Below are 21,490 nucleotides of genomic sequence, written 5' to 3'. Positions count from 1 at the left end.
TTGTTTGCCTAATAAAAGTACGTTAAGACAATCAGCAAGAGACAACAACGAGAAGGGTGCTTTGGGGGGAGAATTTTAAATATTAATTAATATATTAAGTGGCTGTGAAAAGCACAGCCACTTAATGACGATCATTTTTGGGGGAAGAAAAGGAGAAGAAAATAACTTTTTTGGGACAAACATCTACACATGCACCGCAAGAAATACACTCAGAAGAATACATATCTCCCAAGCGAACCATGGCATTCACATCAAGGCTCATGGGACAGTTTTTTGTACAGAGCTTGCAGTCAATGCATTTTGAGCTGTCTGCTACAAGATGAAAATGATGAGTATTAAATTTTCTCGCCGCCCACTTCCCCAAAATCATAAAGGAGCCAACATACAGCCATAATGGCAAAAGGATCTTCGCCCTAATAGAAGGGATAGTGTCACCATGGCGCCCATGGCAACATAGAACATAAGATAGGATTTAGGGGTTCCAAGGGAAAAACCACCCTCTATGCCATATAGAGGTTTAATTGATAATATGCCACCGGCCATGACGAAGAAAACAACCAGCGTCATCAACCAAACAGCAGCAATACCATACTTGATAAGATTAAATTTTTCGCCTAAAACTCTTGAATCATTTGCTGGAAAAAGGGCTTCTTGTACTGCTCCGCCTGGGCATATCCAGCCACAAAAAACTCGCCCTGCAAAAAAGGCTATAACCGCAGAAACCACTATAAAAATAAGGCTCGATGTAACTATGCCTTTCAAAGCTCCCTGCAAAGTAAGAAGTGGCGAAAGATAGAACATGGTCACCGGAAGAGAGAGAATAAAAATAACCATAAGAGCCTTGCGTAAATTTTGCCGTTTCATGAAATAATCCCCCCTTAATTAACTATAAAACCAGGCAACATAATACCATATTAGGGTATAGCAAAGAAGTAATGGTAAAAGAATATACATTCCTCATTACATACATAAATTTTGCCCTTAAAATTATATTGCTGTTATTTTAATAATATATGTAGGTGCTATATTAGATGTAACTAATTCAGGTAAGATTATTAAGGTTATTGCTGTCAAAAAGCTCTGCTCATTTTATATTTATATGTTCACATGCAATTCGCAAAGCGTTCTCCGAAATTTGCCGGAACAACATACCATTCACTTTCTCTTCTTCAGTCACAACAAGTTCCCCTCTGGCAAAGCAATTTTTAATTACAGGGGGCTAGTATGAAAAAATATAATTTGTTAAAAACAGCAGATATTCCTTTTGATGTGATCCTTTTGATAATTATCGGAATGATTATGTTAATTACCGGGGGTTTGCTGCTTCCAATATCGGCAGGAGCGCTTCCTTATTATGAAAACGGTCTCTATGGCTTGCTTTTGTTTATTTTCGCTTTGCAAATAATTACCCTCGGCCAAACACCTTTCGGCAATATGCGCAGAACGAAACCATTACTTGCCATTGGGGTGGCCATTGCAGCAATAGGTATTGTAACGTGCTTTATTCCTGACATCTTTAACAATATTCCTCGAATACTACTCCTTCTCTGTTTTGGACTTGGTGGTTTCTTGTTGTTTCTGCAAATGTTATTTTCTAAAGATAAACTTCTGTCGTGGCTGAAATACGGGGGGATATTCCATTCTCTTGTCTTTGGATGTGGAGTGGTTTATTTGTTATCGATACTAATTGGAGCGCTTATTTTAAAACACAACCTGCTGACAACGTCGAAAACGGCAGTGGTCATAATGGTTTATGGTGTGACAATTATCTATCTTGCAGAGGTTCTTCGAAAAATATATCTCTTATATCCCGAAGCAGAAAAACTTAATGATACCGGTATTGCTCTTTCTACAGATAAGGCAATGATTTTACTGACGGGTATTTTTATGATATTGCTCGGAGTTCTCTTGATTCCTGTTAATTTAGGGCTGCTTCCATTTTCGGGAAGTGCACAGCTTGGATTGCTGATGACCATTTTCGCAATTCAGATGCTTGCCTTCGGGAACACGCCGATAGGACCATTTCCCCGTTCATGGCCAATCATCCTCTTCGGGCTCCTCTTTGCGGCCCTTGGAATTACATCTTGTATTATTCCTGAAATATTGGTTTCCCCTCTCACGGTGCTCGTCGGAGTTCTTAACATTCTCGGCGGTGCCATTATGCTTTGGAGAATATGCTCTCCTATACTGAAAAAAAGGGATAGGCCGCGAGATCCTGTACCTCTAGTATTAGTGAAACTTACCTTCGCTCAAGTCACATTAAATCTAGTGTCCGTACTTTTTGGCACATCAATGCTCGTTGCCCATATGATTCCAGGACGAGTAATTGGTGTGATTCTCACCATAAATGGTTGCGTTCTTTTATATTTGCTGCATATATTGAAACTTCTGGACAAAATGTAAAGAGATGTGAATATTATTGCCTGATACGTCACATTTTACTTAAAAATAGGTTCCCTTTGTCCGGTAATTTTCACGACGTTCACTCGCTAGTTTACGAGCGATCTCGTCGTATTCTTTTCTGTTTTCCCTATAAAGAGCTTCTATTTCTCGCATGATTTGAGGAAGGATAATAACAAGAGAGTTTCTTTCCATTTCTTGAAAAATATAATTAACAGCATCGTCCACACTTATTGAATCTGGAGGAGGCGTCAGTTCTCCAAATATTGACGTAGCAACATTACCGGGACAAAATACGCTGAATTGCAACCCATAAGCTTCCAATTCATATTGTAAACTCTCGGTCATAGATATAACTGCACTTTTAGTAGCAGCATAAACGGCCTGATATGGAACTGGAATGCGCCCTGTGATGGAACCCGTATTTATAATGTGCCCAAAACCCTGCTCTCTCATAAGAGGGATAGCTGTATACGTTCCGTGAACTACGCCCATTACATTCAAATCAATTATCAATTTCCAAATATCAAAGGTTATTTTTTCCGTAGGAAGTGTCATACCCATGCCTGCATTATTGAATACAAAATCAAGGTGTCCATCGAAATCTTTTGCTGTATATATAAGGTTTTCAACCTGCTCCAGCTTGGTAACATCTGTCAATTTTGAAAAAACTTTTCCCTCGTGGGCTATGCTTAAACGCTCAGATTCACTTTTAAGATTTTCTTCGTTTACATCACCCATAAAGACAGCCATGGCTCCTCTCGAAAGCAAATGCTCAGTAATTCCCAAACCTATGCCAGAAGCCGCTCCGGTTACTACCGCAACCTTATCTTCAAAATATTCGCTCACTACACACATCTCCTTTTTCTAAGGCAAAATTTTCGAGCCCCCTACGTTGAATCTGGACGCCCCTTCATCATTAGAGCCTTCCCAAATTATTAAATTATTATAAAATGTTTGCTTTAGTTGTACAAGAAGAATAATAAAGAATCCTCGTTTTTCACCTTTATATGATACTGTATAATACTATTGTAGGGTATAAGAAAGAAGGAGTGGTCATGAAATACACGTTACTATTGCTAACGGTAGGAACAATTATATTTTTTGTGACAACAAGCGTCTGTGCCACAACTATAGAACGAATAGAAAAAACTGACGAAGAGTGGAAAGCTATTCTTACGCCAGACCAGTACGTTATCACCAGAAAAAAGGGGACAGAACCCCCCTTCTCTGGAGCATACTGGAACTTACACGAAAAGGGCACCTATGTTTGTGTTTGTTGTGGCGCTGTCATTTTTTCATCGAAAGAAAAGTTTGATTCTGGCTCTGGATGGCCAAGCTTCTGGGCAACAGTAAAAGATGCACCCATCGCAACTAAACTGGATTCTTCTTTTGGAATGGAGCGGACGGAAGTGCTCTGTGCCCGTTGCGACGCACACCTGGGCCACCTTTTTTCAGACGGCCCTCCACCCACCGGGATGCGATACTGCATCAACTCTGCCGCTCTGAACTTTATTGCAGAAGAAGAATAAAAAAATGAAGGGTATAACCAGTCAGAGAAACATAAAATATATAGGGTCTAAAACGCTTTTAACGGCAAGCATCAAGCCGCAGCCCAAGATTACAGGCAATTTGAACAATTTTTAGGTATTCAGCACGACTTGGGCGGCAGTTTATCTCTGGGAAATTTTCACAGGATACCTCCCCTGCAGGGTGGTATTGGAACATTACGTTAACGTAGGTATGGGGAGAAACCTTCTCAGCAAGAAAGTGGAGGATCGCTTCACTGCCAGCAACTCCCCCAGGCATCACTAGATGCCGCACTAGAAGGCCACGTTTTGCCAAACCATGCTCGTCAAGTTTCAAATCTCCCACTTGACGATGCATTTCTATAATTGCCTGGCACGCAACTTCCGGATAATCAGAAGCGGTGAGATAACGAAGGGCCTGATCGGGGTTCCACATTTTGAAGTCTGGCATATAAATATCAATGATCCCATCTAGGAGTTGCAGGCTACACATCGAATCATAGGCAGAGGTATTATAAACTATTGGTAAATGAAGTCCATTTTCTGCAGCAATTGATACGGCCGCTATAATCTGTGGAACCACGTGGGATGGAGTCACTACATTTATATTGTGGCAGCCGGAAAGCTGTAGCTCTAACATGAAAAGAGCAAGCTGTTCAGGGGTAACTTCAACCCCTTCTCCCAAATGGGAAATCTCGTAGTTCTGACAAAAAATACAACCTAAATTGCAGAAAGCAAAAAAAATCGCACCGCTCCCACGTCGCCCGCGCAAACAATTCTCTTCTCCCAAATGTGCAAAGTGATTTGAAACTCGTGGAAGCAGCCCAGTCTTGCACACTCCTGTCTCGCCTGCCATGCGGTTCACCCCACAACAGCGAGGGCAAAAGGTGCAACTTTCGAGACCAGCCAGCGCTTGCTCCGCCCTTCGCTTCAATTCTCCACTATGCAGAAGAGAAACATACGCTGGCTCAAAATCTTTGCTCAAGAGAGTAAATCGATTGACACCTTCACGCATAGTTATCGCGTCCCCCCCTTTGCACTTTCAGCACAGAGCTCGGGCAACAGCTTCCCTTTGATTTGAAAAAACAAGGGCGTCGAAATTTCAAACGGACTTATCGGGTTAGATTATTTTATAGCCCTTATGACCACAAACGAACCTTCTCCATAGCCTTTCCTGACCGGTTCTGGTGCCTTAATATCTTTTAGCTGGTTGAAGACAGTCTGAGAAAAGCGGAACATCTGGAACCCGGCGTTTTTCAAACAAATCACTACTTCATCTACTGAATAAAAGGTTGCCTCACAGTAAAAAACGTTATGTTCCTTGAATTTCTGGTATACCTGACCCACAGGACTTGCCCGATCGATAAACCCGATCACCAACACGCCATTTTTTCAAAGGGTTTTATCCTTGCCATGTAATCACTCCCATATAAACAAGTTAAAACTCCTCACTAATGCTTCAACATTTTAATTGTACACCCGAATAACCAGACAACTTGAGCATGCTGGTACTTTCAACCCAAAAATTGGGCCCGAATACAAAGTTTGAACGAACAACAACCAATAGCAACAAGCAAACAAAAGTAACACTAAATACGAAATATGTGCTACTATTGTGTTGATTAAAAAATCCACTTTCGGAGGACCTCATGGATACAGGAATCTCCTCAAACACAACAGCAGAACGAGTGGCATCCTACTGGAGCTGGCGATCACAAGTATATGACACTACATGCTCTAAGCATACTCAATGGCATGACATCTTTCTCGCCCCTTTCAAAGATAAGAAATCTCTTAGACTTCTTGATATGGGGGCAGGAACGGGATTTCTATCTCTCGGCTTCGCAAAAAAAGGACACAGAGTCACTGGTATAGACCTCTCTCCCGAAATGGTAAATTTCGCAAGAAAGATGGCCCGAGAGAAAAATATTTCTATTGAGTTTTTTCTGGGAGACGCCCAGGAACCGCCCCTTTTTTCAAGCCCTTTTGATGGGATAACGTGCCGTAATCTTCTGTGGACCCTTCCCAACCCGCTAAGGGCTTTAACTGCCTGGAAAAGACTTTTGAAACCCCAAGGCCTCGTTGTGATTGCTGATGGGCTATGGGAACCCAGGTTATATCTGGCAAAGGAAGAGCCTGTCACGATCAAATTCAAAGAAGCCTATTCAGAGATTCGCGAGCAGCTCCCATACTTTTTAGGTCTTTCTGCTGAAAATGGATTTTCCCTACTGGAACAGGCGGGGTTTTCTGAAATCAGTCGGCACGATCATCTTTTCCATGAAAATCCCTATGAGTATAATAATGAATTTTTTGTTCTATCAGCAGTTAACGATTGCCGTAAAAAATAAATTATTAATAAAACTATAGTGAGGTTGATACAAATGAAAAGATGTATTTTTTTCGCTGTCTGTTTGTCTTTGTTCATGTTTTGTTTATCTTTAACTCCTGCATGGAGCGCTTCTGCCCAACCACTTACAATCGTATCTGCCTGGGAAGCTTCAGGAATGGATCCGGTAGTTTCGGGATTCGTCTTTACTCGGATGGGCTGTTTGGAAACACTTGTAACATCCGACAAAAAAGGTGGCATTGAACCGCGTTTAGCAACGAATTGGTCCGTTTCTGAAGACGGACTCACCTGGACCTTTAATCTTCGCAAAAACGTAGTTTTTCATGACGGAACACTCTTGACGGGAGAAACTGCCGCTCTCTCTCTTAATCGGACACTCGCGAAGGGAAGTATTTTTAAGGGAACTCCTGTTAAAGGATTCTCAGGGGATGGGACGAAGATATTGGCTACCACTGAAAGTCCCTTTTCTGCTCTCCCAGCCTATCTAGTCCACTATTCTGCCGCTATTTCTGCACCGGCATCTTTCGACAGCGAAGGAAAAGCCATAACAGTTATAGGAACCGGCTTTTACCGCATGACCTCCTTCAAGGAAGGAAAAATCATCGATTTTGAAGGCTTCGACAAATATTGGGGAGGAAAACCCGCGATAAACGAGGCTCGGTATTTCGCCGTCTCCAACCCTGAAACAAGAGTTCTTCTTGCTGAATCCGGAGAAGGAGACATCGTTGTGGATATCCCTGCTGAAGCAGCTCTCCGCCTTCGGGAAAACAAAAACCTCACGGTCATAAGCGACCCACTTCCCAGGGTGCGCCTTCTCACTGTAAATTCCGCGCTCCCCTTCTTCTCAAATGCAAAAGTACGTTCGGCTCTTTCATACCTCATTGACCGCGAAAGCATTACCACTGCATTGCTAAAAAATTCCAACGCCGCTGCTACACAGCTCTTTCCACCTGTTTCAGCATGGCACAATAAAAATTTGGCTCCCCTTGCCTACGACCCTGAAAAAGGCAGAGCCCTGCTCAAGGAGGAAGGGTGGGTTCCTGCAGGCAAGGAGGGTATTCTTACAAAAGACGGACATCCCTTCGCCTTCGAAATCTTAACCTATGCTGGCCGACCAGACCTGCCCCTTATAGCAGAGGTTATTCAGCAAGCATTAAAAAACGAGGGCATTGCTGTAAGCATCAGAGTTGAAAAGTCAAGCATGGTTCCCGAAAGACACAAGAACGGAACTCTTGAAACAGCCTTTATTGCAAGGAATTTTGGTTTCGTTGCGGATCCCATCGGAACACTGACAAGCGATTTCGGCCCTGAAAAGGAAAGAGGCGGATGGGGAGCCATGAACTGGTCCTCTCCACTGTTCGATGATGCCCTTACAACATATGGACAAACCTTTGCAAGTGAAAAACAGAAACCCTTACGGGGCACTATGACATCTATTCTTCAGGAAGAACTCCCTGTTATTCCCGTAGCATGGTATGACAATCACGTAACAATAAACAAAAGGGTCAAAGGTGTTTCTCTTGATCCTTCGGAAGTTCGTCCCTATCCGGAAGGAGTAGAATGGTCCGAATAGCATCTTTTATACGTACCTATCTTCTTCGTATGGTCATCGTGGCTCTGGGGGTGAGCACCCTGTGCTTTCTTGCAGTGGAGTTCTCCCCAGGGGACCGGGCCTTTGACGTGGCTATAGCGCGCTACGGCCTCGACGGCGCAACTGTCTCGGCGACAGAATATGTTCGAGACAGTGAGGGTCTCGACAGGCATCCTTTTGTCCGTTATCAGGCCTGGCTCTCTTCCTTGATTCGGGGGAAATGGGGTCACTCCATGATAGGAGGGGAAGAGATCTTTCCCATGTTGATACGCTCATTTCAGCGCACAGCCATTCTTGGCGGAGTATCCCTTATCTTTTCTCTGCTATTGGCCTTCCCTTTAGGGATTTATTGCGGCTGCCATCCCGGAGGTATTATTGATATCTCATCCTCAATATTATCCAGCCTGCTTGTCTCCTTCCCATCTTTTATCAAGGGAGCACTTCTCATCCTTTTGCTGGCCGTCAAGTTACAACTTTTCCCCGTGGCCGGCTTCACTTCAGGTTGGCATATAGCCTTGCCTGCCATAATCCTTGCCATTGGCCTCGCCGCAGAATCATGCAGGGTAATAGCTTCTTCTGTTAAGCAAGTCTGCCAATCAGAACATTACAACTTTGCCCAACACAAGGGACTCTTCGGGCACCAGCTTTTTTTACCCCACGGTCTTCTTAATGCTTTGGTTCCTATTACAACATATGTAGGATTACAGGCAGCCGAACTCCTCGACGGTGTTGTCGTTATTGAAACTCTATTTGCCTGTCCAGGATTAGGAAGTCATCTCCTTGATGCCCTTCGTTCTGGAGATATTCTGGCAATCCAGGGCGCCGGCCTCCTCCTCGGATGGATTTATGTCACGGTAAATTCCCTTACGGAATGGCTATCTGACAGCTTTACTCCTGCTGACAAGAAAGAAGGTCTCGTCCTATGACAACAAAGAAAAAAGGGGCGATCTTCCTTTTGGCTTTTCTTTTTATTAGTTTAGGAGGTTTCTTTTTACATGATTCTGACCCTTTTAGCCAAAATCTTCTTCATACCCTTGAAAGACCTTCAAAAAACCACATTCTGGGAACTGACCATCTTGGAAGGGATTTTGCAGCTCGCCTGGCACAAGGAGCCTTAAATTCCATTTATCTTTCGGCACTCTGTGTATTTGGCTCTGTAGTTATTGGTATGCTCTTTGGTTCTCTCGCTGCCTGTGGAAAAGAAAAGACAGAAAAGTGCCTGCTTGTCCTCACAGACATCGTCATGGCGTTCCCAGGCATTATTCTGGCCATAGTATTGAGTGCCCTTACAAGCGGAGGCCCCAATGCCGTTATAATTGCTCTCATTTTCACCGGATGGCCCCACTATTTTCGTATGGTTCGTTCACTGTTAAAAGGGATATTAGTCAGTCCATATGTAGAAGCCGCTAAACTTGCAGGATTTCCCCTCCCTATACTTCTAGTGAAATATGTTTTTCCTAAACTTATTCCCACACTGGGAGTTATGGCCACCCTTGCATGGGGGAAAGCCGTTCTTGAAATATCTTCTCTTGGTTTTCTGGGAATTGGAGTAGCCCCTCCAGAACCTGAATTAGGAGCCATGATCTCGGAGGGAATAGCATATATGAGAACAGATTCCAGGGTTGTTTTTTTACCAGGTGGAGTCATATGTCTCTTTGTCTTTGCTTTACTTCTTCTTGGCAACGAAAATACTGACAAAACGGGAGGGCCTCAATTATGACCTCTTTTCTCAGTGTAGAAAACCTGTCAATCTTGGATGAAGAGAATAAGCCCCTTGTGCGTAACGTTTCTTTTTCTATTCCCTCCGAAAGCGTCTTCTTTTTGGTGGGGGAAACGGGAAGCGGTAAGACTCCCATAGCCCAGGCTATAGCAGGAACGCTGGCTAAAAGGCTTTCTGTCTGCGGAAAAGTGTTTCTTAAAAAACAGAACCTCCTCTCCGTAAAGGAAAAGGAACTTAAAAAGCTCTGGGGGCGGTATCTCTTTCTTATGCCCCAGGAACCCTCCACTGCACTGAACCCTCTGCTTTCTGTATTTCGACAAGTTCGGGAAGTTTTCCAACATTTGAGAGGAATGGACCGGCATACAGCAAGAACCGCTACACAAAATCTCTTTTCTGCTCTAGGCATTACGCAAGAAGCTTCCAGAGAAAGACCTGGCAAGTTATCTGGGGGCATGGCTCAAAGGGCTCTCTTAGCCATGGCTCTCGCCTCACCAGCGGAATTTATCCTTTTAGATGAGCCTACCAAAGGGCTTGATTCATCGCGAAAGGAAGATGCCACTGCTCTCGTAAAAGGAATTATAAATGCGGGCAAAACACTTCTCTGCATCACCCATGACTTTTCTCTTCCGAAGCAAATTGGAGGTCAGACTGGCGTACTCTTCAGTGGACTTCTAGTTGAATCGGGAGATTCTCAAATAGTACTGCAACATCCTTCTCATCCTTATACCCAAGGTTTGTTGAACGCCCTCCCAGAGAGAGGGCTTCACCCTATTTCTGACGAACTTCTCGCTCAGCTTGAAAGGGCCTGGTGTCACTGATGAAAAACATATTTGCCGTTGAAGGACAATCCCTATCTAAGACCTTTTTACGAAAAGGAGGTTCTCAAATTGTTCTTTTCTCTCACCTTTCAGTCTCATTTAAAAAAGGGGAAGTAGTTGGACTTGTGGGACCTTCTGGCAAAGGAAAAACAACCCTCGGCGACATTTTGCTTGGCCTTATTGTTCCCGATAGAGGAAAAGTGTTGTGGAAGGGTCAAGATATACGCACTCTCTCCAAAACAAAGAAAAAGAATCTTCGCCCGTACTTTCAGAAGATTCATCAGGATCCTGGATCCTCTTTCCCCCAGAACCGATTGATACGTACCATTTTCGAGGATTTTTTCCGGTGGGGGTATCATCCCGCACTTTCTTCGGAGAAAGAATGGTGGAATGCTCTAGGGGAAGGGATGGAAAAAGCTTCACTTTCAGAACGACTTCTCCATCGGTACCCTTGCCAGCTCTCTGGTGGAGAACTTCAAAGATTTGCCCTGCTTCGGGCCTTGCTTTTTTCTCCCCTCTTTCTTGTAGCGGACGAACCAACCTCCCGCCTTGACCCTTCTGTTCAAGCTAAAGTTGCCCATATGCTCGTTGAAGAAGCCCATGTAAAGAGTATCGCAGTTCTGTTTATCTCCCATGACGAAGTCCTTTTAAACGCCCTTTGTTCAAGGATCATACGACTAGAGTAAATTTGAGACATCTTACCTTTGCTTAGTTTCCTTTCACGTGAAGAAAATCTTCGGCAAAAGCAAGCGGTCATCTAAGGAACCAGTTGGTTATAAGCCACCAATTTGCCGTATTGTATTTTAGAAAGATAATTTAAAATAAAAGAAGATCTTGGAAAGAGCGCCTTTTTCAAGTAAGGGGGGATATGGTTGTGGATATAGTCCATCTCCTGCTTCCAACTCTTGAACATTTCCGACTACTGGGTTACTGGATAATTCTTGCGCTTGCTCTGTGGGAATCGACGGCGTTCGTCGGCATGGCTATCCCAGGAGTTCTTTTGTTTCCAACTGTGGGTTTTCTTGTCGCCCATGGATATTTCGACCCTATTGACGCCTTCTGGTTCTGCTTCCTGGGAGCCATGGGGGGATATTGCCTGAGCTATTATTTGGGGACAGCGGGCGATCGCTTCGCTTCAAGGTTCGGACGGCTAACTTCGAAAATAGACGCGGGAAAGAAATACCTCTCAAAATATGGCTTATGGGCAATGATACCAGGTCGGTTCATGGCCATAGGATCTTTATTACCTTTTCTTGCCGGTTTTGCCAGATTACCCTTTCGTCATTTCGTGGCATACTCAGGGATTGCCAATGGGATTGGTATGGTTACGTACCTGCTTTTTGGCTATTTCGCGCGGCATGCCTGGATTTCTCTCGGAATTTGGTCCACTCGTCTGGTCTTTTTCTTAGCCACAACAGCTGGACTTCTTGGAATCTTTTATCTGATCCGTACTCTTGTTGTTAAGGGGGCCTGGCCATTGTTTATAGTCTTGGCCTCTATAATCTGCTCAGCTGCTGAAGGCGTCGGGAGAAATCCACTTTTAAAAACCTTCATAGATCGACATCCAAGGTGCGCAAGTTTCTTTTGGGAACGTTTCAATCCTGAACGCTTCGAGGGATTCCCGCTGACGATCCTGTGCCTCGCACTAGGCTATTCACTCGTATTGCTTGGCGGGGTTGTCGAAGATCTCCTGACGGCAGACCCAATTGTAGCTGTAGACAAGAGACTGGCGACCCTCCTGCTTGCTTTCAGAAGTCCCATTCTGCTGTGGATCTTTCTGAAGGTCACGCTTCTGGGAAGTTGGCAGATCGTGCTGGGAGGCGTTATTCTTTTCTCCCTCTACCTTCTTCTGGATAACAAAAAGTATTTTCTGGCACCATTTTGGGTGACTCTGGGAGGCTGTACATTTTTTACAACAGGTGGGAAATGGCTTTTCCAAAGACAAAGGCCCTTTAACATGACCCATCTCATGGAATTTTCCTTTCCCAGCGGACACACTGCCTATTCGGCTTTTTTCTATGGTTTCCTGGCCTATGCCCTTGCCCGAGGCACAACGGACCGAGGAAAGAAAGTTGATCTTTTTTTCCTGTGGGTACTCCTTGTAACAGCTGTTGGTTTCAGCCGTCTATATATCGGCGTGCATTACCTGAGCGATGTTCTGGCTGGCGCGTTGCTTGGTTTTTCCTGGCTTATCATCGGCATCAGCCTCTCGGAGTGGAGGAAGTCCAGAAGAACTAAACTTGAGGTAACAATGCCCCCCCCTGCCACAAGGAAGAAAACGTACTGGGGCCCTGCCTTATTTACGGCAGGAGTTTTTCTATACTTGTGCATTGTCGCCACATTTGTTCCTCCCTATTTCAAGGAATCTCCCCATCCCGCAGCTCTCACAGAATCAATGGACCCTTTGGCACCCTTTGAATTGAGAGGTTTATCCCGTTTTACCGAAACAATCTCTGGATCTCCGCAGGAACCTCTCAGCCTAATGATCTACGTTCAGAACGGAAACAACCTTATCACGGCTCTGGAAAAAGCTGGCTGGGTGAAGGCAGAGCTCGTTTCCTTCCGTTCCCTTGTCAAGGCCTTCAAGTCCGCTCTCTTGAACAATTCGTATCCTCAGGCCCCAGTTACGCCATCTTTCTGGAATGGGGTTCCTCTGGACATAGCCTTTGAAAAAGAGACTGAACTGCACTCTGTAAGGCAAAGACATCACATCCGCTTGTGGAAGACAGGATATCGTCTTTCGGATGGAAGTCTTCAATTTGTGGGTACAGCCAGTTTTGATAAAGGGGTTAACTGGCTTCATTTGAGCCATCGGATAGACCCAGTTATTGACACTGAGCGGAAAACTTTTGTCGATAATTGCCTGGAAGCAAAAATTGTTTCCAATTATGAAGAAATCACCTTTGTTGAGCCCTCAATGGGATCGAATTTTTCAGGAGATGCCTTTTTCTCCGATGGGAAAATGGTAATTTTACATCTCTTCCACTGAAGCTATCCATAAGAAGAGGGGCTCCCGATATACGGGAGCCCCTCTTTCAACCTGCAACAGGTATGGGAAAGAAGTACTACGATCTTAATGCTAACGATTTAGGAGCCGCTCATGCTTTTTTCGACTATGAATGTTCCATAATTCCTCGAATAGGGTCTTGATCAATTCAAACCATAATAATAGAGCCAAGCCTAGTCCGAAACATTTAGCGAATTCCATCGCGCTGAGGGTTTCAAACTTGAAGACTGCTTTCAACGGCCCGACAGCAAAAGAAGCGGCTAGAAAAAGGATCGATCCAACCAGAACACTCCAGAAAGCTCTGTTGGGAATCTTGAGCAACGCCCATGCGTTTTTTGTCCAGGAGCGATTCGTCAGTATAAGTGCAAGATTCGAAAAAACAAGGGTTGAAAAAGCCAGAGCCCTTGCTCTATCTGGAGAAGACCCTGCCTTAATGTAACTTGTAAAAACAAGAGCTACAACACAAAGGATACTGAACCCTTGAAAAAGGGCAAACAAAACGGTTCTTATGTCAAAAAGCGGCTTTGAACGATCTCGCGGAAGTCTCTGCATTACATCCTCTTCCTCCTCCTCGGCCTCGAATACTACCGAGCAAGTTGGGTCGATAATTAGTTCTAGAAAGACTATATGGACAGGAAGCAGAACCATCGGCCAATCCGAAAAGAACACCGGCAAGAGAGACATGCCGGCAATAGGCACGTGTACGGCAACAACAAAAGCCAAGGCCTTACGGATATTATCGAATATGCGTCGTCCCATGCGAACCGCTTTGGCAATAGAAGAGAAAGCGTCGTCTACGAGGACAAGGCCCGCTGATTCCCTAGCAACATCTGTCCCTCTACCTCCCATCGCTATCCCGATATGGGCACTTTTCAACGCAGGAGCATCATTAACACCGTCTCCCGTCATTGCCGTTATTTCTCCATTCGCCTTAAGAGCTTCTACGATGCGCAGTTTCTGTTCTGGGATAACCCGGGCAAAAACATTGACAGTCTGGATCTTTTCTCGGAGAGTAATTTCATCCAAAGAGTCTAGTTCCTGCCCAGTAATAACCAGGTCTGGTGAATTTAGCCCTATTGCTCGAGCGATATTTCTGGCCGTGCCAGGGTAGTCTCCAGTAATCATTATGGTACGAATACCAGCGGCATAACATTCCTGAATTGCTTTGGGAACGTCAGGGCGAACCGGATCAAGCAGCCCCACAAGACCAATAAATTCAAATTTGAAATCATGTTGCCCTATCGGCAAATCTTCTTCCGAAGAAAATTTGGCCCTCGCAATACCAAGTACTCTGAGCCCATTATCCGCAAGGAGAAGAATTCTGGACTCCACTTGCTCGACAATCGATGGATCCAAGTGGCATAAGTCCATGATTGCTTCTGGAGCCCCTTTTGCCGCTATTATCCAGTCCTTCCTTTCGGGGGAACACCAAACGTTTGACATGGCAAGAAGCTCCGGCGTAAGTGCATATTCTCGAACAAGGGACCACCCATAGTGTAAATGTTCCGTTCCCTTCAATAGGTCGTCTCCCGCTTTAAGGATGGCTTTTTCCATTGGGTCAAAGGGGTCTTTTTGGCTGGCGAGAATAGCGTATTCCAATAGTGCGTGAAGCTCTTCCGGCAAAGTTTCCCTTCTTTCTTGAAGATCTTTTGAAATCCCATCCGAGCAAAGAGCGCCCACTTTCATCTGGTTCAGTGTAAGGGTTCCTGTTTTATCTACGCATAGGACAGTAGCTGCCCCTAAAGTCTCTACGGCGGGAATCCTCCTTGTAAGAACACCCTTTTGTGAAATTCGCCAAGCCCCCATGGCTAGGAAGATGGTAAGAACAACTGGAAATTCCTCAGGAAGGATTGCCATGGCCAGGGCTATACCTGCTAGCAAACCCTCCAGCCAGTTACCTCGAGTCAGCCCATAAATCAGAACCAAGAGAAAACACAATCCTATTCCCAAAACTGAAAATATCTTTACGATCCGTTCCGTCTCCTTCTTAAGAAGTGTTTCTTCTTCTTTCAATGTCTGGAGGGCCTTGCCGATCTTTCCCATTTCGGTTTGGAAACCTATTCCTATTACCTCGGCAATACCCTTGCCATTTACGACAAGACTTCCTGAATAAATATACGGAGAGTCTTCTCCTCCAGGTCTTCTCTGAACATCGGCCTCCTCCAAAGGCCGCTTCCTCACGGCAACTGATTCCCCAGTCAACATGGATTCATCTACAGATAAATTCACGGCCGCGAACAAACGAGCATCTGCTGGGATACGGTCTCCTTCAGAAACCACTATGATATCTCCGCGAACTACCTCCCGCCCTGGAATTCGACGCTGAGCTCTTCCCCTTATCACAAGAGCTCGCGGACTCGATAAATCGCGGAGAGCTTCGAGAGCCCGCTCCGTTTTTCTCTCCTGAACAATAGTTATGCCCATAACCAGAAAGACAAAGCCCAGCAACATTGCCGCTTCCCGGAGCTCGCCGAGAATCAGATAAAGGGAGCCACAGGCAACAAGGAGAAGAAACATTGGCTCTTGGGCTACTTCAATGGCAATGTTAAATATGTTGTTTTTCTTAGTCGAGGGGAGTTCATTCGGTCCCTCCTCAATATGACGACGGGTTGCCTCTTCTTCATCAAGACCTGGAACCTGAGCCGCATCGAAAATATCCTTGCTGGGACTCAAAACATCTCCTCGCTTTCATAGCTTTTTCATATTAGAGATCTTGAAACACAATTTAAGGTACAAAAAAAGACCCGCAAGCCTAGCTTTCGCTAAGTCCCGCGAGTCTTGAAATCCCACTGCCTCAAAAGAGGCCCGGCCGCACTAAAAGCCGCCTGATCTTGTAAGGAAATTTTACGTGATACGCAGCCTATAAGTCAAGAGTGGCATAAGTAGTTTGTTATCGAACTGGGGAAAAAGTCCTTATTATTACATAACAGCAAAAGCCTCTTTCAGATCGTCAATCAGGTCCTCAACATCTTCAAGACCTACTGAAAGCCGAACCAGTCCCTTTGAGATGCCAGCTTTTTCCAACTCCTCATCGCTGAGAGCCGAATGGGTCATAGATGCAGGGTGCTGAACAAGAGATTCCGCATCGCCAAGGCTTACAGCCAAGGTCCAGAGCTTTGTGCTGTTAATGAATTTCTTCCCTGCCTCGTATCCGCCTTTCAGTTCCATAGCAATCATTGCTCCATAATATTTCATCTGTTTATCGGCGAGTTCTCTCTGAGGAAAATCATCAAGGCCGGGATACCAGACCTTTTCTACTTCAGGGCAACCGTTCAGGAAGCGAGCCACTTTAAGAGCCGTTTCGCAGTGTCTGGGTACACGAATGTGCAGGGTCTTCATCCCACGAAGCAAGAGATAGGAATCAAAGGGAGATAATGTCGCCCCGGTAAGATCTTTGAGCCCTTCCAGTTTGATACGCCCAATGAACTCCTTACTCCCCACAATAACTCCAGCGATAATGTCTCCGTGACCATTGAGATACTTTGTAGCAGAATGGACCACCACATCAGCCCCAAACTCAAGAGGACGCTGAATAACAGGAGTACAGTAAGTGTTATCTACTACAAGAATGGCGTTTCCTTCATGAGCGATGCGAGCCAGCCCCTCGAGATCGGCAATTTCCATGGTGGGGTTCGCTGGGGATTCGCAATAGATCATCCGGGTATTGGGCCTCATAGCAGCTTTCACTGCGGCAAGGTCTTTTAAGTCCATAAAGGTAGCTTCCATGCCAAAACGGGGGAACTGGTGGTTCATCAGGGCGTGAGTACATCCATAAAGAGATTTAGCAGCGATAACATGGTCTCCAGCAGAAAGGGCAGTCCACATAACAGAAGCAATGGCTCCCATGCCTGACGCTGCAACCGCGGCGGCTTCCCCGCCTTCAAGGGCTGCTATCTTTTCTTCAACGGCTGTGTGGTTAGGATTTCCTAAGCGGGTGTAAATGTAGCCCTCTTCCTCACCCTTAAACCTACGAGCTCCTTCATCTGCGTTATGGAAAGCGAAAGTAGATGTCTGGTAAATAGGGGTGGAAAGGGCTCCAGTGATTGGATCAGGGTGAGTTCCCAAATGAACACACTGAGTATCAAAACGGTATGACATATGCACTCCTCCTTGATACGCTTTGTATTTGCCTATTATTATGACATCAAAGTGCGGAAGTTTCACCTACCCTACTCAGTGATGATGTTCACCATGTGCGTGCCCTTTCATAGTCATGGCATGGATTCCCTCCACATAATGAACGAAGGATATATAGGCTTTTACAAAGTCCCTTCCCTTCTCTGGTGATTCTTCGGCACTCTGTTTTTTCTCCCATGCATGCTGGAACCGCTTCTCAACTGTCTGTTTAACGTGGTTAGAAATACGATTTGCCAAATCTGAAACATCGCCTGACTCGAGAGCTTCATCAGCCTTTGCAACAACAGGAGGCACACTGCTATCAGGCTTAATTCCCTCGTAGGACGCTCCTTCTCCCATCCTATGCACCCTGATCAAAGTTTCAAAAAACGCCCTCTCGGCCAATTTTCTGGCATCGGGACCCAGGTTTCTAACATAACAGGAAAGGTCGAAAGCTTCTCGTATCTCCGGCTCATCTTCGGGGCGAATCCATTTCAGAACCGGCGCCACATCCTGCTGCTCAAAAGCAATCAGAGCCGCTTTTATAACAGGCCCCGAAAGGGTGTCGCAATGAGCCTCCGCTTGGCGCTTTCCCATAAAAACCGCAACTATAACCACCGCTAAAGTCAAAATTAAAATCAATTCCATACCTTTCTCTCCTCTCTCTTCGTCTCATGTTCTTTTGACTTTTACCTACGCAAGTTATTCGAATTGCTAAAGTTAAGCCAGGAAGAACCTTTTACTATCGCCGCTTTTGCATGTTCTAATATCGACGGTTCAACTCGGATGCTTACGCCTCACCATTACAATGAATGGATAATACTTCTTCAAAGTACGGTGGACTGACGGGGCCTACAACTATAGCAAGCCCCGTCACATCAACTATCTATTTTTCTGTATTATCCAAAAAGAACCTCGGGAAGCCAAGTAATTAATTTAGGAAATGTTATACAAAGGGCTAAAGTGACCAATTGAGTTATGACAAAAGGTACAACGGAGCTATAAATATCTGACATAGTTACACTCTTTGGAGCAATTCCTTTCATCATAAACAACATGGTGCCAAAGGGTGGTGTAAGGTAACCTGTCTGTGTATTTACAGCGTAAAGAACACCTAACCACAAAGGGTTAAAGCCATAAATGGGAAGAAGGGGGAGAATGATAGGAGCTGTAATCATCAAGATGCTCCATGCATCAATCACGAAGCCCAATGCAAACCAAACAATCTGTATGGCTATCAACATAGTCCACCAGCCGATCTCGTATTTCTCAACCAGCCCTATAACCAACCTGGAGGCACCCATTCCCATGTATACAGAAGCGAAGGCTTGGGCGGAAAACAAAATCCACATCATAAATCCCTGGATTTTTATAGTTGCGTAGGCTGAGTTTCTGATTAATTGCCAATTCAAGCGACGGTGGATAGCGCTACATACCATGGCACCAAACGCACCTACAGCGGCAGCCTCAGTTGGAGTAGCAATACCAGTGTAAATTGAGCCCAGAACAGAAACTATTAGTAAAAAAGGAAGAATTATGCCTTTAAGGGATGTCATTTTTGCCTCCCAGTTAGTTCGCTCTTCATAGGGTATAGGAGGACCTAAGCTTGGATTCAAGTAGCATCTTATCAATATATAAACAATGATCAGGGAGGAACAGAGCAACCCTGCGCTCATCCCCCCAGCAAAGAGCCCGCCTATCGATACTTGGGCGATAGTTCCATAAAGAACCAATACTATGCTGGGAGGTATGAGGGGGCCCAAAACCCCTCCTGCCAAGATACAGCCAACCGCCAATGACTTATCATATCCCCTTTTAAGCATGGCGGGAAGGGCCATAACACCCATAACCACCACACCTGTAGAGGCAATCCCCGACATGGCGGCCAATAGGGTGCAGACTATTACAGTACCAACTGCCAACCCGCCTTTCAAGGATCCCATCCAGCGATACATCATCTCATACATATCCTCGGCTACACCAGACTGTTCCAATACTGCTGCCATCAACACGAAAAGGGGACAAGCTACCAAAGTAGTGGTCGACATCATTGAATAAGTTCTAGCAACAATAATAAAGAAAGATTCAGGTCCCCAAAAAATGGCGGCTAGTCCTCCAAGAACAAAGGCTACAGGAAGTCCTAGCCCCAAAAAAAGAAGCATGCTGCCAAATAGGAGAATCGAAATAAGCCCTATACCCATAGTATCACCTCAGTTGTCTTCAGTAACTTCGGTGGCGACTCCGGCAAATAGCTCGCGACCGGTCACGGCTATATAGAAATCTTTGATGGTTTTGGTTAATCCCTGAAGTAACACAAGGGTGGCTGCCACTGGTATGGTAAGTTTAATTGGCCAGACTGGGGGCCCCCAAGGGCTATTGGAGTATTCCTGCACCATCACGCTTGCCCAAGCCCAAGGCACGCTTTTCCAAAGCAAGATGCCCACAAATGCGTAGAACAGCATCCAGGTAACCAGATCGACTACTGCTTTTGTCCGAAGCGAGAAGCGCTGATAGAACACCTCTACATTGACAAATGCCCCCCAACGAAGGGCATAGGCTCCCCCAAGAATAAAGTGCGCTCCGTAAAGCATGCAGGAAGTATCGTGAGCCCAGATCGTAGGTTTATTAAATGCATACCTCATTATCACCTCGTACACCAATATGAACATTGTCGGATAGATAAGAAAGCCCAAAATCTTGCCCATCCAATCATTCAGATTATCAACGAATATTATAAATGTTTTTAAAAAACTCAATCGCCTCACCTCATTGGGCATTCACATTAACAAATAAGATGTTAATCCCCGCTGAATAATTGTCTTAATCTATGTAGCCGTAATCCTTCATAAACTGTTTAATAATCTCGATTCCCTTAACAACTCTTGGATCTTTTGGCCCAATTTCCTTGGCGATTTTATCTAAATATGGCAACGAGAACTCATTAGTTATTCTGTCTATATCTTCCTTGCCCCATTCTATGTAGGTGGTTCCCCACTCGGGGAAGGACTTGTTAAACATCTCTCGCTCCTGCATCCAACAGATATCGGCATAATCTTTTGTAAAAGCAACGGCAGCTGTTTCAACAATAGCCTTCAGATCATCTGGCAAAGCATCCCAAGCCTTTTTGGATACCCAGAGCTCCATCCCCTGGGGAGTTTGCCACGCGGGACCTATAAAATATGGACATACTTCATGGAGCTTGAGGTCACGATATAGCCACCAAGCGGTGCCACTGCCGTCAAGAGTTCCCATAGCAATAGCCGTATAGGTCTCTGGATGAGGGAGCATAACCGGTGCGGCCCCAAAGTGTTCCATTGTGTCCGACATGGAACCAAAGAACCTTACCTTGAACCCTTTAAGGTCATCCACTGAGTTTATAGGTTTTTTGCTCCAGAAGTACGTGTTTCCTACATTATGATTACCCAGGAAGTGGATGCCCTGCTCAGCTAAGCCCTCTCTTATCAGAGCATCGATTCCCCTGCGATGGTATAGTTCGTTAAATTCATCGTTGCTCCGGCAGACGAAGGGGGGCAAATTGCCCGACTGTAGCCAGCCTACAGGTATGGAACCTCTCCAAAACAACCCGCTAGTATTGGCCATTTGGATCATATTTGCCTGTAAGGAAGGAAATACCTCTTGGTAGTCTACAAGTTCTCCAGCGTAGTGCAAGGTAATATTTAGCCTCCCGCCAGACATCTCACGTACCCGTTCGATAAAAGGAGGAATGACATATTCAGTTGAAAGGGCTCCAGGTGTATGGTGGCTCTGAAATTTCCAGTTGATCACCTCTGACGGCTTCGCTATGGCTTGCGAAGGACAACCAATAACTATCAGACCTACAAACACTGCTACAGCTACTCTCAATGCAATCAAACTTCTGCATTTCATCGAAATCGCCTCCTTCAAATTAACTCGATATTCTCTGAAACCTGTGTTTATATGTACCTCCTCATTTTATTTTT

General features: G+C 45.0%; 20 protein-coding genes and 1 riboswitch. Of the genes, 9 read left to right on the top strand and 11 right to left on the bottom strand.

Going from position 1 to position 21,490, the window contains the following annotated elements; genetic code table 11:
- Positions 1 to 121: 121 nt before the first annotated feature.
- Both AMICO_RS09800 and AMICO_RS02400 read right to left on the bottom strand, forming a co-directional pair.
- Positions 122 to 370, bottom strand: coding sequence for a 4Fe-4S binding protein (locus tag AMICO_RS09800; RefSeq protein WP_052292789.1), 249 nt, complete (start codon positions 368 to 370; stop codon positions 122 to 124).
- Complete coding sequence (locus AMICO_RS02400; RefSeq protein WP_052292788.1) at positions 367 to 864, bottom strand: 4Fe-4S binding protein; 498 nt, start codon at positions 862 to 864, stop codon at positions 367 to 369. The genes AMICO_RS09800 and AMICO_RS02400 overlap by 4 nt, the downstream gene beginning before the upstream one ends.
- A gap of 360 nt (positions 865 to 1,224) precedes the next feature.
- Here AMICO_RS02400 and AMICO_RS02395 point away from each other — a divergent pair, with 360 nt between their 5' ends.
- Positions 1,225 to 2,403, top strand: coding sequence for a hypothetical protein (locus AMICO_RS02395; RefSeq protein WP_013047880.1), 1,179 nt, complete (start codon positions 1,225 to 1,227; stop codon positions 2,401 to 2,403).
- A 39-nt stretch (positions 2,404 to 2,442) separates the two neighbouring features.
- Here the strand turns inward: AMICO_RS02395 and AMICO_RS02390 are convergent, their stop codons facing one another.
- A complete protein-coding gene (locus AMICO_RS02390; protein ID WP_244392430.1) occupies positions 2,443 to 3,258 on the bottom strand; it encodes an SDR family NAD(P)-dependent oxidoreductase in 816 nt (271 codons plus the stop codon).
- A 152-nt stretch (positions 3,259 to 3,410) separates the two neighbouring features.
- On the opposite strand from AMICO_RS02390, the gene msrB reads away from it, so the two are divergent.
- Positions 3,411 to 3,932, top strand: a complete 522-nt coding sequence (gene msrB / locus AMICO_RS02385; RefSeq protein WP_211204285.1) for a peptide-methionine (R)-S-oxide reductase MsrB — start codon at positions 3,411 to 3,413, stop codon at positions 3,930 to 3,932.
- A 58-nt stretch (positions 3,933 to 3,990) separates the two neighbouring features.
- Here msrB and AMICO_RS02380 read toward each other — a convergent pair whose 3' ends face one another.
- Together AMICO_RS02380 and AMICO_RS02375 are read right to left on the bottom strand one after the other, a co-directional pair.
- Complete coding sequence (locus AMICO_RS02380) at positions 3,991 to 4,944, bottom strand: radical SAM protein (protein WP_013047877.1); 954 nt, start codon at positions 4,942 to 4,944, stop codon at positions 3,991 to 3,993.
- A 110-nt stretch (positions 4,945 to 5,054) separates the two neighbouring features.
- A complete protein-coding gene (locus AMICO_RS02375) occupies positions 5,055 to 5,312 on the bottom strand; it encodes a hypothetical protein (protein WP_169302791.1) in 258 nt (85 codons plus the stop codon).
- Positions 5,313 to 5,578: 266 nt separating this feature from the next.
- Between AMICO_RS02375 and AMICO_RS02370 the strand changes: the two genes are divergently transcribed.
- The 7 genes from AMICO_RS02370 (at position 5,579) to AMICO_RS10345 (ending at position 13,394) form a co-directional block, all read left to right on the top strand.
- A complete protein-coding gene (locus AMICO_RS02370) occupies positions 5,579 to 6,277 on the top strand; it encodes a class I SAM-dependent methyltransferase (protein ID WP_013047876.1) in 699 nt (232 codons plus the stop codon).
- Between the two features lie 33 nt (positions 6,278 to 6,310).
- Complete coding sequence (locus tag AMICO_RS02365) at positions 6,311 to 7,849, top strand: ABC transporter substrate-binding protein (protein WP_013047875.1); 1,539 nt, start codon at positions 6,311 to 6,313, stop codon at positions 7,847 to 7,849.
- Entirely contained in the window at positions 7,837 to 8,793 is a 957-nt protein-coding gene (locus AMICO_RS02360) for an ABC transporter permease (RefSeq protein ID WP_013047874.1), read from the top strand. The genes AMICO_RS02365 and AMICO_RS02360 overlap by 13 nt, the downstream gene beginning before the upstream one ends.
- Positions 8,790 to 9,587: an ABC transporter permease gene (locus tag AMICO_RS02355; protein WP_013047873.1), complete on the top strand. Its 798-nt coding sequence runs from the start codon at positions 8,790 to 8,792 to the stop codon at positions 9,585 to 9,587. Before AMICO_RS02360 ends, AMICO_RS02355 begins: the two co-directional genes overlap by 4 nt.
- Positions 9,584 to 10,405 (top strand): ATP-binding cassette domain-containing protein, encoded by an 822-nt coding sequence (locus tag AMICO_RS09795; RefSeq protein WP_013047872.1) that lies wholly within the window; start codon positions 9,584 to 9,586, stop codon positions 10,403 to 10,405. Before AMICO_RS02355 ends, AMICO_RS09795 begins: the two co-directional genes overlap by 4 nt.
- Positions 10,405 to 11,091 (top strand): ATP-binding cassette domain-containing protein, encoded by a 687-nt coding sequence (locus AMICO_RS09790; RefSeq protein ID WP_013047871.1) that lies wholly within the window; start codon positions 10,405 to 10,407, stop codon positions 11,089 to 11,091. Before AMICO_RS09795 ends, AMICO_RS09790 begins: the two co-directional genes overlap by 1 nt.
- 188 nt (positions 11,092 to 11,279) lie before the next feature.
- Entirely contained in the window at positions 11,280 to 13,394 is a 2,115-nt protein-coding gene (locus tag AMICO_RS10345) for an LssY C-terminal domain-containing protein (protein WP_013047870.1), read from the top strand.
- 90 nt (positions 13,395 to 13,484) lie between these two features.
- On the opposite strand, the gene AMICO_RS02340 is transcribed toward AMICO_RS10345, so the two are convergent.
- The 6 genes from AMICO_RS02340 to AMICO_RS02315 form a co-directional block, all read right to left on the bottom strand.
- The gene (locus tag AMICO_RS02340; RefSeq protein ID WP_013047869.1) at positions 13,485 to 16,085 is read right to left on the bottom strand and encodes a cation-translocating P-type ATPase; all 2,601 of its coding nucleotides are present in this window, start codon (positions 16,083 to 16,085) and stop codon (positions 13,485 to 13,487) included.
- Positions 16,086 to 16,174: 89 nt separating this feature from the next.
- A riboswitch (NiCo riboswitch) is annotated at positions 16,175 to 16,255 on the bottom strand.
- Positions 16,256 to 16,331: 76 nt separating this feature from the next.
- Positions 16,332 to 17,510, bottom strand: a complete 1,179-nt coding sequence (locus AMICO_RS02335; RefSeq protein ID WP_013047868.1) for a trans-sulfuration enzyme family protein — start codon at positions 17,508 to 17,510, stop codon at positions 16,332 to 16,334.
- A 75-nt stretch (positions 17,511 to 17,585) separates the two neighbouring features.
- Positions 17,586 to 18,176, bottom strand: coding sequence for a DUF6448 family protein (locus AMICO_RS02330; protein WP_013047867.1), 591 nt, complete (start codon positions 18,174 to 18,176; stop codon positions 17,586 to 17,588).
- 251 nt (positions 18,177 to 18,427) lie between these two features.
- Positions 18,428 to 19,729, bottom strand: a complete 1,302-nt coding sequence (locus tag AMICO_RS02325; protein ID WP_013047866.1) for a TRAP transporter large permease — start codon at positions 19,727 to 19,729, stop codon at positions 18,428 to 18,430.
- A gap of 9 nt (positions 19,730 to 19,738) precedes the next feature.
- A complete protein-coding gene (locus AMICO_RS02320) occupies positions 19,739 to 20,197 on the bottom strand; it encodes a TRAP transporter small permease subunit (protein ID WP_273015724.1) in 459 nt (152 codons plus the stop codon).
- 151 nt (positions 20,198 to 20,348) lie between these two features.
- Positions 20,349 to 21,416, bottom strand: a complete 1,068-nt coding sequence (locus AMICO_RS02315) for a TRAP transporter substrate-binding protein (protein ID WP_013047864.1) — start codon at positions 21,414 to 21,416, stop codon at positions 20,349 to 20,351.
- Positions 21,417 to 21,490: the final 74 nt, after the last annotated feature.

The organism is Aminobacterium colombiense DSM 12261, from assembly GCF_000025885.1.
Taxonomy (GTDB): domain Bacteria; phylum Synergistota; class Synergistia; order Synergistales; family Aminobacteriaceae; genus Aminobacterium; species Aminobacterium colombiense.
This window is presented reverse-complemented; position numbering and strand designations above follow the sequence as displayed.